This window comes from Parazoarcus communis, from assembly GCF_003111665.1.
GTDB lineage: Bacteria > Pseudomonadota > Gammaproteobacteria > Burkholderiales > Rhodocyclaceae > Parazoarcus > Parazoarcus communis_B.
On record NZ_CP022188.1, the window covers coordinates 3,755,029 to 3,766,918 of the forward strand.

Here is an 11,890-nt window from a genome sequence, read left to right on the forward strand (position 1 = left end):
ATGGAGGATTACACCACAGATCACGTTTCAACTCACCCCGGTTTGCGCAAGGCCGTAACAAGTTTCTTCCCTTCGTGATATAAACCGCGCTTCCGCTAACGCGACGGTGTGTACCGCAACGATGCCGCTCGGCTTTTATATCATCATGGCAGCGCAGTTCTTTTCTGCGCTCGCTGACAACGCTCTGCTGATCGTCGCCATCGCGCTTTTACGGGATATGGCGTCTCCTGCGGAGTACGAGCCACTGCTCAAGCTGTTCTTCACAGTGTCATACGTGGCGCTGGCGGCTTTTGTGGGCGCATTCGCGGACTCGATGCCCAAGTGGCGGGTCATGCTGATCAGCAATACGATCAAGATCGGCGGATGCCTGATGCTTTTCCTCAGCGCACACCCCTTGCTCGCCTATGCGGTGATCGGCCTGGGTGCAGCCGCATACTCCCCGGCCAAGTACGGCATCCTCACCGAATATCTTCCACATCGGCTGCTCGTGGTCGCCAATGGCTGGATTGAAGGCCTGACCGTTGGTGCGATCATTGTCGGCACGGTGATGGGTGGCCTGCTGATCCGTGAAGACGTTTCAGGCTGGCTGCTTGCGCTTCACCTGCCCTTCGTCACCTCGGCGTTCGAGGCCAGCGTGCTTGCAATCGGCACCCTTTACCTGGTCGCCGCCTGGTTCAACTTCCACATTCCCGATACCGGCGTTGACCACAAGCCGCTCAAGAACAACCCGCTGTACCTGATTCACGACTTCAATCACTGCCTGAAGCTGCTCTGGCGCGACAAGCTCGGCCAGATCTCGCTTGCCGTCACCACCCTGTTCTGGGGCGCTGGCGCGACGCTGCAGTTTATCGTCATCAAGTGGGCCGAACACAATCTGGGTCTCGGCCTGTCGGAGGCGTCGATGCTGCAGGGCGTGGTCGCGATTGGTGTGGCCGTGGGTGCAATTCTCGCCGCACGCTTTGTGACCCTGAGACGTTCGGTCAGGGTCATTCCTTTGGGTATTGCCATGGGCCTGATGGTGCTGCTCATGACCGCCGTGACCAATACCACCATCGCGATGGTATTGATGGTCGTGGTCGGCGCACTGGCCGGATTCTTCGTTGTGCCGATGAATGCACTGCTGCAGCACCGCGGACATATCCTGATGGGCGCCGGGCACTCGATTGCGGTACAGAATTTCAACGAGAACCTGTCCATCCTGATCATGACGGGCGGCTACGCGCTGCTGATCATGTTCGGTCTTTCGATCAATATCGTGATCGTTCTCTTCGGGCTCTTCGTCGCCTCTTCAATGTTCTTCGTCAAGCTCCGCCATGAAGCGAACCAGCGAGTGAAGGACGACGTCGGGCAACTTGAAGATCTGCACCACTGATCAAGCAGATCCGTGCCCCCGCTACTCCGGGGACACCAGGCCGCGAGCGAAACACAGATCCTCCCACGCCTTGCCCTTGTCCTGCGGATTACGCAGCAGGTAGGCGGGGTGATAGGTGACCACCACCGGAACACCCTGACGCTCGAAGCGCTTTCCGCGTGCAGCGCCGATGCTGATCCCGGTATCCAGGAGTGCCTGCGCCGCCGGGCGCCCGAGCGCAATCAACAAGCCCGGCTGGACCAGTTCGATCTGGCGCTGAAGGAAGGGTAGACAGGCCGCGATTTCGTCCGCCTCGGGCGTGCGGTTGTGCGGCGGCCGGCACTTGACCGCATTGGCAATGAAGACCTGATGTGCCCGCGTCATCCCCAGCGCACCGAGCATGTTGTCGAGCAGTTTGCCCGCCTGCCCGACAAAGGGTTCCCCGAGGCGATCCTCGTCCGCGCCTGGCCCCTCGCCCACCAGCATCCAGCTTGCGCTGCGGTCGCCAACACCGGGCACCGCCTGCCTGCGCTTCTCGCACAGTCTGCAGGCGCGACAGGCACGGATTTCGTCTTCGAGGCCGGCCCAGTCGAGACCGGCGATGCGCGCACTTCTGAGCGGGTCAGGCGTCGTTTGTTGTGGTGAGGCGGGCGCTGGTGCTCGGGCGGGAGGCGCGGATTTTTCCGTAACGGGGGCCGGCGCCGGTCGCTGCACGACAGGCCTCTCCTGAGGCTTTGGAGTGCTGATTTGCCCGGCGGGATCGACGCGCGCATGCCGCGTCGCAGGCACCACCTCGGCGCGATGACCGGCAGGCCGCGGCTCAGGGACGACATCAGCCTTCGGGCTGCTACGGAGCCGCCACAAGGGCGCGAGCCCCATCTCCCTTAGCAAGGCAGCGCGCTGCGGTGTCACAGGGCCGCCTTCATCACGATCGCATCTTCACGCCCGTCGGCTGCAGGGTAATAGCCCTTGCGGCGGCCGATCTCGATGAATCCGGACCGGTTGTAAAGCGCAAGCGCAGGCTGGTTCGACGGACGTACTTCAAGGAAGAATTCACGCGCGCCACTATGCCTTGCCTGCGAAAACAGGTGCGCGAGCAGCCTGCCCCCGCGCCCCTGGCCCTGAGCATCGCGTACGATGCTGATATTGAGCAGGTGCGCTTCATCGAGCACCCCGAGCACAATGCTGTAGCCAATCGGACGTCCCGCCTCGTGCATGATCCAGCTGGCGTACCCGGCAGCAAGTGCATCCGCAAAATTTCCCTTGGACCACGGGAATGGATGCAGACTGGCCTCTTGGTCGCTGACCCAATCGAGGTCATCTTCAGACATCGGCGTGAAGACGGTCGTCTCGCACACGGTCATGCCTTGCCCCCGCGCGCGAGGCGTTCGGCTGTCGTCAGTGCGACCTTGTCGCGCACGTAAAGTGGCGCCGCGCGCTCAGCGGGCAAGACTTTTCCGAGACGGACCTGCTCCGCGGCCAGCAGCGCGACATCGCGTGCACGCGGCACCGCGTCAGCATCGCTCCCGAGCAATTGGTCATGGAAGCGTTCGCTCAGCCTGTCGCCATACGCCTTGAAGGCAGAGCCGATTCCCCACCATTTTCCATCCGGCAACTCCAGCGCATCGGGGCCAGCGCATCCAGCGTCGCTGCGCGGTCGCGCAAGCCCGTTCTCGACAACACAGGCGCGAAAATAGATCTCGCCCATTCGTGCATCAGTGGCGGCCAGGACGTTTGCTTCCGGCGCCTGCATCGCAAGCGCGTCAAGGCTGCATACTGGAACCACACCAAGCCCTGCGCCAAGCGCAAGCCCCTGCGCAATTCCGCAGGACAGACGCAAACCGGTGAATGCACCGGGGCCACTGCCAAAGGCCACCGCATCCAGACGATTTACGCCGATACCGCCATCGGCCAGTAACTGACGGATGACGGACAGGATGTACTCGGAGTGATTGGCGTGCCCCTCGAGCAGCTGCTCCCGGAGATCTCCGTCCATGTACAGCGCAACACTGGCGTGTTCGCAGGAAGTTTCGAGGGAGAGTAAATTCATGGTGCCGATATTCTACCGGCTGTCAGCCCGATCAGCCCGTTTTGGTGCGGCGATGGGGCGCAACGGCGTCAGCGCGAGCGCCCGTCGTCCTGGTCTGCGTTGACGTTGCGCATGACCGCGCGCAAATCACGGTGCAGCGCCTCGCGCTCTTCCTGACTCAGCCTGCGGCGGCTCGGAATAGCGCCCTGTTGCAGATTCGACTCAAGCGCCCGACGCAACTCGGCGCGTCGCTGGGCTGGCCGAACGACAATCGTCTCCGGCACAATCTCGGTCACCTCTGGCACAGGTTCAGCATGCGCGGAAACACTCATCACGCCAGCAACAGCACACACGGCAAGGCCAGGCATGAAGCTTGACATCGCGGAAAGGGGGCCGGCGTGGAAAATTGAGCGTTTCGGGATCATCATCAAAACTCTGCGCAGAACTCACCCATGTGAGTACAAGCGTAAAAATAGCGGACAACGAGGCCCGCGCCTAGCTCAAAAGCACTAATCACAGGCGCCATTGTAAGGGGATGTTGCCCTGAGGCGGCGCCTTACGAAGCGTTACGCAGCGGGCCTGCGCGTGAGCGCTACAACGCTGGCGAGGCGCCAGAACACACGATAGGATGCGCGTCATGAACGGAAAAACAAGATACCGCGTTTTGCTCGTAGACGATGACGCTCGTCTGCGCGACCTTCTGTCGCGTTACCTCCAGGAACAGGGGTTCGCCGTAAAGGCCGTCAACGATGCACCGATGATGGACCGAGCCCTTCATCGCGAGCACTTTGATCTCATCGTCCTTGACCTGATGCTTCCCGGAGAGGACGGGCTGTCGATCTGCCGTCGGCTGCGTGCTGCAGAAAGCGTGATACCAATCATCATGCTGACCGCCAAGGGCGATGATGTGGATCGCATCGTGGGCCTGGAGATGGGTGCTGACGACTATCTTGGCAAGCCATTCAATCCCCGCGAACTCGTCGCTCGCATTCAGGCGGTGATGCGTCGGCAGCCTCCCCCGCTTCCGGGCGCGCCGACGGCAGAAGATGAGATCGTCGTGTTCGGGCGCATTCGCGTTAATCTCGGTACACGCACGCTGCAGCGCGACGGAGAGGAAATCCAGCTCACGACCGGCGAATTTTCGTTGCTGAAGGTTTTGCTTCAGCACCCGCGGCAACCCTTGTCGCGTGACAAGCTGATGGAGCTCGCGCGTGGTCGTGAGTACGGCGTTTTCGACCGCGCCATCGATGTTCAGGTGTCCAGGCTGCGCAAGCTGGTCGAGGATGATCCCGCCAAGCCGCGCTATATCCAGACCGTCTGGGGATTCGGCTACGTCTTTGTGCCGGACGACAACAAGCCGGCAAGCAGTGACTGATTCCGAACGGCCGGCCCAGACGGGCGCGCCCCGGCTCCGTACCCTGCCGGGGTGGCTGCCGCGCACGCTCCTGTGGCAGACTTTTCTGCTCGTCGCCCTGCTGCTCACACTGGCACTTGCCGCCTGGAGCCAGATCTTCCGATACTTCGAAGAAGCCCCGCGCGCCCGCGATCTCGCCCAGATGGTCGTCAGCGTGGTCAACCTCACGCGCACCGCACTGATCAACGCCGACTCCGCACGGCGTCGGGAGCTGCTTATCGAACTCGCGGCGCTCGAGGGCATTCGCGTCTATCCCGCTGAGGCCTCGGACGAGATTCAGCCACTGCCGGACAGCCGTCCGATGCGCCTGCTGATCGCAGAGGTGAGGCGCAGCCTCGGCGAGCACACCCGGTTCGCCTCACGCTGGAAAACGCTCGACGGATTCTGGATCAGCTTCCGGCTCGATCCGGATGATCGCGACGAGTACTGGGCCATGGTCCCCCCCGACCGGATCGAGAAGCCCCATGCTCTGGAGTGGCTGTCATGGGGCGGGGCTGCCCTGCTGGCTGCCCTGCTCGGCGCCTATTTGATCGTTTCGCGCATTGGTGCCCCACTGCGCCAGATGGCACGTGCCGCGAGAGTGGTCGGCAGCGGACAGACCCCTCAGGCACTGCCAGAGACCGGGCCGCAGGAAATTGCAGTCGTTGCCCGTGCGTTCAACCAGATGGCGGGAGACCTTGCACGAACGGACGCTGACCGCGCCCTGATTCTTGCCGGCGTCTCCCACGATCTGCGCACTCCGCTTGCCCGGCTTCGACTCGGTGTCGAGATGTCGGGCGCACCCGAGGACGAAGTAACGGCAATGGTGACGGATATCGAGGAGATGGACCGTATCATCGGGCAGTTTCTCGATTTCGGCCGTGGCGCGCCGCAGGAGCCGCCCCAGGCGATCGACCTGACGGCACTCGTAGCCGATCTGGCAGAGCCCTACCGTCTGCGCGGGGTCGCTTTGAACCTGTCCTTGCCCGATCAGCTGGAAGCGCCCGGGCGCAGTCTTTCACTCAGACGTGCGTTGGCCAATCTGATCGACAACGCCTTGCGTTACGCCGGAGAGGACAAACCGCTCGACGTAACGCTATTCGAGGAAGGAGGCGCTGCCTGTATCGAGGTCGCAGACCGCGGCCCCGGCATTCCAGAGGACCAGGTGGAGCGCATGCGCCACCCGTTTACGCGTCTTGAGGGCGCGCGCAGTAACACCAAGGGCGCAGGACTTGGACTCGCGATTGTCGAGCGCGTAATACGTGCGCACGAAGGGCGCCTCGACCTGCTTCCCCGTGAAGGAGGAGGCTTGCGCGCGATCCTTCGGATTCCGCTCACCTCATCGTCATCCTCCCGCGTTAGAATGCCTGCGGTTACGGCTGGAGCCCATCGCGCATGAACATCGTTTTCCGGCAGCTTTTTGACGAACAAAGCTGCACCCTCACCTATCTTCTGGCTGACCCGATGACCGGCGATGCAGTCCTGATCGACTCGGTGCGCGAACACGTCGGGCGCTATCTCACCCTGCTGCAGGAATTGAATCTGCAACTGGTCTGGCTGCTCGAAACACACGCCCATGCCGATCACATCACGGGTGCCGCCGGTATGCGTGAGGTAACCGGTGCACGCAGTGCAAGCGGTGAGCACTCAGGCATCAGTTGCGCCGATCGCCACTTGAAGGACGGCGATTTCATCGTGTTCGGCGGTGAGGTATTGCGGGCCATCGCCACGCCTGGTCATACCCCGGGGTGCACAAGCTTTCTCTGGCGCGACCGCCTGTTTACCGGTGACACACTGATGATCGGTGGCTGCGGCCGCACCGACTTCCAGGGCGGGGACGCGGGTACGCTGTTCGACAGCATCGGCCGTATCCTGTCGCACCCCGGAGAAACCCTCGTCTATCCGGGGCACGATTACAAGAACATGCGGGTAAGCTCGGTCGAACAGGAACGTCTCAGTAATGTCCGCATCAAGGATCAGACACGGGAATCCTTCATCGAGCTGATGAACAACCTGAACCTGCCGCGCCCCCGGCTCATCGACGAGGCGGTGCCGGCCAACCTGCGCTGCGGCCGCAACGAGGATATGATTGACATCCATGCAGTCTGATTCAAACAAGCTACCCGTTTCCACGCCCTACGACCAAATCGGTGGCGAGGCCACCGTGCGCGCACTGGTCGACCGATTTTACCAACTGATGAACGACCTGCCCGAAACCTACGGCATCAGAAAGATGCATGCCGAGGACCTCTCCGGCTCGGCAGAAAAGCTCTTTCTCTTCCTGTCCGGCTGGTTTGGCGGCCCCCAGTTGTATGTCGAGCGCTTCGGCCCGCCTTTCCTGCGCGCAAGGCACCTTCCCTTCGCCATCGGTACATCCGAGCGCGACCAGTGGATGATGTGCATGACCCAGGCGCTCGAAGAGACTATTGCGGATGCCGCCCTGCGAGCGCGCCTTCACGAATCATTTTCTGCGCTGGCCAGCCACATGCGGAACCAGGCCGAGCAGGTCTGAGTCAACCGATCCACCTCGAATCAAGTCATCAAGCACATGAAGTTTCTTTTCGACCTGCTGCCGGTCATCCTGTTCTTTGCAGCCTACAAATTTGCCGGAGCCGATCCCGACGCTTCGCTCGCACTCGCCTCGAGCCTGCTCGGGGATGGCATCGTGGCGACGCAGGCCCCCATTCTCATTGCCACCGTTGTCGCGATTGTTTCCACCTTTCTGCAGATTCTCATTGTCTGGTTGAAGCACCGCAAGGTTGACCGCATGCTGTGGGTCAGCCTGGCGATCATCGTGGTCTTCGGTGGTGCGACGCTGTTCTTCCACAATCCAACCTTCATCAAGTGGAAACCGACTGCGCTCTACTGGCTTTTCAGTGGCGTCCTTGTGTTTTCCGCCCTGCTGCTGAAGCGCAACCTCATCCGCAACATGCTGGAAGCCCAGATTCAGCTCCCCGAGTTGGTATGGTCGAGGCTTAACCTCGCCTGGGCACTCTTTTTCGTCTGCATGGGGGTACTCAATCTCTATGTCGCCTACAACTTCTCGGAAGAAGCCTGGGTCAATTTCAAGCTGTTCGGCGGGATGGGCCTGATGCTCGCCTTCGTGCTTGGGCAAGGCTTCTACCTTTCAAAGCATATGCAGGAGGATGCAAGCTGATGCTTTACGTTCTGATGGGTGAAGACGTACCGAATTCGCTGGAGAAGAGAAAGGCCGCGCGCCCCGAACATCTCCTGCGCCTTGAAAAGCTGCGTGACGAGGGTCGCCTGATTCTCGTCGGACCGATGCCCGCGATCGACTCGGCAGACCCTGGCCCTGCAGGGTTTGTCGGCAGCCTGGTCGTTGCCGAGTTCGCCTCGCAGGCCGATGCCGAAGCCTGGCTGGCCGATGACCCTTACGCCAAGCAGGGCGTGTTCGAACGGACTTCGGTTCGCCCGTTCATCAAGGTCATGCCGTGAGCGTTCCGGACCGCATCCGGGCCAAGCTCGCCGCCTTCGAGCCCTCACTGATCGAGGTGGAAGACGACAGCCATCTTCATGCAGGGCACGCCGGTGCAAGAAGCGGTGGAGGCCATTACAATCTGCATATCGTATCCGATGCATTTATCGGCAAGAATACCGTTGCGCGGCATCGAATGATCTATACCGCGCTCGGCGAAATGATGAAAGGCGAGATTCACGCACTTGCCATTCGTGCTCAAACGGCTGAAGAAGCCAAACAATCCAACTGAGGAACACCGATGAAAACTTTCCCGAGCCGTCTGGCTATCGCCCTCCTTGCGGGCTTCATCACACAGGCGAGCTTCGCGGCCGATTCCCTTGCTACGGTTAACGGCAAGGCCATTCCTGCCGCGCGTGCGGAAGCGATGATCAGCGAACAGCGCGCACAAGGCGCACCCGATAGCCCGCAGTTGCGTGAAGCGGTACGTGAAGAACTGGTTCGCCGTGAGATTCTCGGCCAGGAAGCGGTCAACAAGGGCCTCGACAAGAAGGGTGACGTACAGGCTCAGATGGAACTTGCACGTCAGGCAATCCTGATCCGCGCCTATCTGCAAGACTACGTCAAGAACAATGCCGTCTCGGAAGCCGACATCAAGAAGGAATACGATGCGGTCAAGGGACGTATGGGCGACAAGGAGTACAAGCCCCGCCACGTTCTGCTCGAGACCGAAGAGCAAGCGAAGGAAGTGATCGCGAAGCTTCAGGCAGGTACCAAGATCGAAGATCTGGCCAAGGACTCGCGCGATCCCGGCTCCAAGGAGCGTGGTGGCGATCTGGGCTGGAGCAATCCCGGCATGTTCGTCGCGCCTTTCTCCGAAGCCATGGTAAAACTGAGCAAGGGCAAATTCACGACCACCCCGGTGAAGAGCGATTTCGGCTATCACGTCATCATGCTTGAAGACGTGCGTGACCTTAAGGCGCCCCCCTACGAGGAGGTGAAGCCCCAGATTCAGCAGCGCCTGCAACAGCAGAAAGTCGAAAAGCACATCCTCGACCTGAGGGCCAAGGCCAAGGTTCAGTAAGCCCTGCCTGAACAAAAAAACGGCTGGTGGAGCAATCCACCAGCCGTTTTTTGTTGGTGGTCTGCGGAGTTGCGCAGACCACGCCGCCTGATTAGAACAGCTCTTCTGGCAGTTCCAGCGCGCCAGCAGCACCATTCACAACCGCATACGCAAGGCCGGGTGCCTGAGCCATGACATGGTCTGCGTAGAAACGGGCCGTAGCCAGCTTTGCTGTGTAGAAACCGGCTTCTCCGGCCTGCTCGGCGAGCTTCTTCTTCGCCACGAGTGCTGCACGAGCCATCTGCCAACCGCCCGCCACGATACCCAGCAGTTTCAGGAAGGGGACCGAACCGACCGAGGCTGCCTTGATGTCTTCGTTGTAGGTCGAAAGAATGTAGGCAACAGCCTCTTCCACGGCCGTGACACCCGCAGACAGCGAGCGGCGAATAGCAGCCAACGCCGGATCCGCGGCATCGAGCTGAGCTTCGACTTGACGCATCTCGGCAACCAGAGCCTTGATGGTCACGCCGTTCTCGCGGGCAATCTTGCGCCCGATCAGGTCGTTGGCCTGGATCGCAGTCGTACCTTCGTAAATCGTGGTAATCCGGGCATCCCGCAAATGCTGGGCCGCACCGGTTTCCTCGATGAAGCCCATGCCGCCATGTACCTGAACGCCCGTTGAGGCGACTTCGATCGAATTCTCGGTCAGCCAGCCCTTGACGACAGGAATCATCAGATCGACGAAGGCCTGCTTCTGCGCACGTACAGCCTGATCGCCGTGATGATGGGCAAAGTCGGTCGCCGCGCCGACCACGTATGCGAGTGCTCGCATGGCTTCGGTCTGGCTCTTCATCGACATCAGCATCCGGCGTACGTCGGCATGATGAATGATGCTGACCTTCGGGCCGCCGCGAACACCTGCTTCCGTGCCCTGGATACGGTCCTTCGCATACTGCAGCGCGTGCTGATACGCACGCTCGGACAGAGCGAGGCCTTCCATGCCGACTGCGAAACGGGCCTCATTCATCATGATGAACATGTACTCGAGGCCGCGATTGGCTTCGCCAATCAGGGTGCCCACGGCACCACCGTTGTCGCCGAATGCGAGTACGCAGGTCGGGCTGGCATGAATGCCGAGTTTGTGTTCGATGGAAACGCAATGCACGTCGTTGCGCGCACCGAGGCTACCATCGGCGTTGACCATGAACTTCGGCACGACGAACAGGGAAATGCCCTTCACCCCTTCGGGTGCATCCGGCAAACGCGCCAGCACCAGATGGATGATGTTGTCGGTCATGTCGTGATCACCGTAGGTGATGAAGATCTTCTGACCCGAAATCAGGTAGGTGCCGTCGCCCTGCGGTTCTGCCTTGGTGCGCACCGCGGCAAGGTCCGAGCCCGCCTGCGGTTCGGTCAGGTTCATGGTGCCGGTCCACTCGCCACTCACCATCTTCGGCAGGTACATCGTTTTCTGTTCGTCGCTGCCGCGCAGCATCAGTGACTCGATCGCACCGGTGGTCAGCATCGGGCACAGCGAGAAAGCCATGTTGGCCGACTTCCACATCTCCATGACTGCTGTAGACAGCAGCTTGGGCAGACCCTGACCGCCATACTCCGGGTCACAGGCGAGTGCAGTCCAACCCGACTCGGCAAACTGGCGGTAGGCGTCCTTCCAGCCCGTAGCCGTCTTCACATTACCTTCGTTCCAGCTCGCGCCTTCCTGGTCGCCGCTCCAGTTGAGCGGTGCCAGCACACCGCTGGCAAACTTGTTCGCCTCTTCCAGAATTGCATCGACAAGATCGGACGACACCTCATCGTTACCGGGTAACGCTGCGACGCCGTCAAAGTCGGCCAGTTCATTCATCACGAACTGCATGTCGCGAATCGGGGCGGTGTAGTTACTCATTGGTCTCCCTCCGGATAGTGCGTTATGAACGACCCGAGAACCTTATTTGTTCCACAGGTAGCGGCGGTCATCGAATGCCACTACCCATTCGGGTCGGTAGATCACCATGACTGTGATCAATGCGCCACTCAGCCAGCCTTCGGCAAAGCCGAGAAACAGAAAATAGGGCAGGTACTCATTGATCAGGAACATCGCCGGGTAAGCACCTGACAGCACCATCGCCGCAGAGGTGATTACCCCCTGCAGCATGATCGTCAGGGCCGACCCAGCGAAGCCAACAACAAAAATGAAAACGAAGAAATGCGCTGGCAGATAGCGCACGACAAAGCGATGAATGCCGTGGGCAATCATCACTGGCAATGCAGCCATCAGCATGAAGTTGATGGGCCATGCCTGCCACTCAACGGAACCATTGAGGGTGATCACGCTGAGGGTGAGCGCAAGCGCAATGATCGCCAGTCGCGGACCGAGTGTCAGCGTGACCGCCATCGCACCAAGCATGTGCAGATTGAGCCCGGGCTTGACCCCGGCCTTCAGACTCCAGGTCAGCCCCAGCCCGATCACAAAGCCCAGCAGGAGATTGAGTTGCGTCCCCTGACTGAGCCTTTTCCACGGTGCTTTCAGAACACTCTGATACAGCACCAGTAGCGCAAGCGCAGCAGCAATCCAGTGCCACGTTGTCGAAAACAACGAAGCCGGAAGATTCATCTGT

The 11,890-nt window shown here is 60.7% G+C and carries 15 protein-coding genes; 9 read left to right on the forward strand and 6 right to left on the reverse strand.

Annotation, left to right across the window (positions count from 1 at the left end; all coding sequences use genetic code 11):
• The first annotated feature begins 121 nt into the window (after positions 1 to 121).
• Complete coding sequence (lplT, locus tag CEW87_RS17175) at positions 122 to 1,372, forward strand: lysophospholipid transporter LplT (RefSeq protein ID WP_108974938.1); 1,251 nt, start codon at positions 122 to 124, stop codon at positions 1,370 to 1,372.
• Positions 1,373 to 1,393: 21 nt separating this feature from the next.
• Here the strand turns inward: lplT and CEW87_RS17180 are convergent, their stop codons facing one another.
• From CEW87_RS17180 to CEW87_RS17195, 4 genes are all read right to left on the reverse strand, one after another.
• On the reverse strand, positions 1,394 to 2,230 hold the full coding sequence (locus tag CEW87_RS17180) for a uracil-DNA glycosylase (protein WP_108974940.1): 837 nt from the start codon (positions 2,228 to 2,230) through the stop codon (positions 1,394 to 1,396).
• A gap of 29 nt (positions 2,231 to 2,259) precedes the next feature.
• The gene (gene rimI, locus CEW87_RS17185; RefSeq protein ID WP_108974942.1) at positions 2,260 to 2,715 is read right to left on the reverse strand and encodes a ribosomal protein S18-alanine N-acetyltransferase; all 456 of its coding nucleotides are present in this window, start codon (positions 2,713 to 2,715) and stop codon (positions 2,260 to 2,262) included.
• Positions 2,712 to 3,401 carry a tRNA (adenosine(37)-N6)-threonylcarbamoyltransferase complex dimerization subunit type 1 TsaB gene (gene tsaB / locus CEW87_RS17190; protein ID WP_108974944.1) on the reverse strand — a complete coding sequence of 230 codons (690 nt, stop codon included), beginning with the start codon at positions 3,399 to 3,401 and terminating at the stop codon, positions 2,712 to 2,714. The genes rimI and tsaB overlap by 4 nt, the downstream gene beginning before the upstream one ends.
• 68 nt (positions 3,402 to 3,469) lie before the next feature.
• Complete coding sequence (locus CEW87_RS17195; RefSeq protein WP_108974946.1) at positions 3,470 to 3,808, reverse strand: hypothetical protein; 339 nt, start codon at positions 3,806 to 3,808, stop codon at positions 3,470 to 3,472.
• Between the two features lie 209 nt (positions 3,809 to 4,017).
• On the opposite strand from CEW87_RS17195, the gene ompR reads away from it, so the two are divergent.
• Genes ompR through CEW87_RS17235 form a run of 8 tightly spaced genes read left to right on the forward strand, consistent with a single transcriptional unit; the run spans position 4,018 to position 9,293 of the window.
• On the forward strand, positions 4,018 to 4,755 hold the full coding sequence (gene ompR, locus CEW87_RS17200) for a two-component system response regulator OmpR (RefSeq protein WP_108948255.1): 738 nt from the start codon (positions 4,018 to 4,020) through the stop codon (positions 4,753 to 4,755).
• 43 nt (positions 4,756 to 4,798) lie between these two features.
• On the forward strand, positions 4,799 to 6,172 hold the full coding sequence (locus tag CEW87_RS17205) for a sensor histidine kinase (RefSeq protein ID WP_234421760.1): 1,374 nt from the start codon (positions 4,799 to 4,801) through the stop codon (positions 6,170 to 6,172).
• Entirely contained in the window at positions 6,169 to 6,882 is a 714-nt protein-coding gene (locus tag CEW87_RS17210) for an MBL fold metallo-hydrolase (RefSeq protein WP_108974950.1), read from the forward strand. Before CEW87_RS17205 ends, CEW87_RS17210 begins: the two co-directional genes overlap by 4 nt.
• On the forward strand, positions 6,872 to 7,285 hold the full coding sequence (locus CEW87_RS17215) for a group II truncated hemoglobin (protein ID WP_108974952.1): 414 nt from the start codon (positions 6,872 to 6,874) through the stop codon (positions 7,283 to 7,285). The genes CEW87_RS17210 and CEW87_RS17215 overlap by 11 nt, the downstream gene beginning before the upstream one ends.
• A 36-nt stretch (positions 7,286 to 7,321) precedes the next feature.
• Complete coding sequence (locus tag CEW87_RS17220) at positions 7,322 to 7,930, forward strand: septation protein A (protein ID WP_108974954.1); 609 nt, start codon at positions 7,322 to 7,324, stop codon at positions 7,928 to 7,930.
• On the forward strand, positions 7,930 to 8,229 hold the full coding sequence (locus CEW87_RS17225) for a YciI family protein (RefSeq protein WP_108974956.1): 300 nt from the start codon (positions 7,930 to 7,932) through the stop codon (positions 8,227 to 8,229). Before CEW87_RS17220 ends, CEW87_RS17225 begins: the two co-directional genes overlap by 1 nt.
• Positions 8,226 to 8,501 (forward strand): BolA family protein, encoded by a 276-nt coding sequence (locus CEW87_RS17230; RefSeq protein ID WP_108974958.1) that lies wholly within the window; start codon positions 8,226 to 8,228, stop codon positions 8,499 to 8,501. The genes CEW87_RS17225 and CEW87_RS17230 overlap by 4 nt, the downstream gene beginning before the upstream one ends.
• Before the next feature lie 9 nt (positions 8,502 to 8,510).
• A complete protein-coding gene (locus tag CEW87_RS17235) occupies positions 8,511 to 9,293 on the forward strand; it encodes a peptidylprolyl isomerase (protein WP_108974960.1) in 783 nt (260 codons plus the stop codon).
• A 91-nt stretch (positions 9,294 to 9,384) separates the two neighbouring features.
• Here CEW87_RS17235 and CEW87_RS17240 read toward each other — a convergent pair whose 3' ends face one another.
• Positions 9,385 to 11,178 carry an acyl-CoA dehydrogenase gene (locus CEW87_RS17240; protein WP_108974962.1) on the reverse strand — a complete coding sequence of 598 codons (1,794 nt, stop codon included), beginning with the start codon at positions 11,176 to 11,178 and terminating at the stop codon, positions 9,385 to 9,387.
• Positions 11,179 to 11,220: 42 nt separating this feature from the next.
• Positions 11,221 to 11,886, reverse strand: coding sequence for an energy-coupling factor ABC transporter permease (locus CEW87_RS17245; RefSeq protein ID WP_108974964.1), 666 nt, complete (start codon positions 11,884 to 11,886; stop codon positions 11,221 to 11,223).
• Between the last annotated feature and the right edge of the window lie 4 nt (positions 11,887 to 11,890).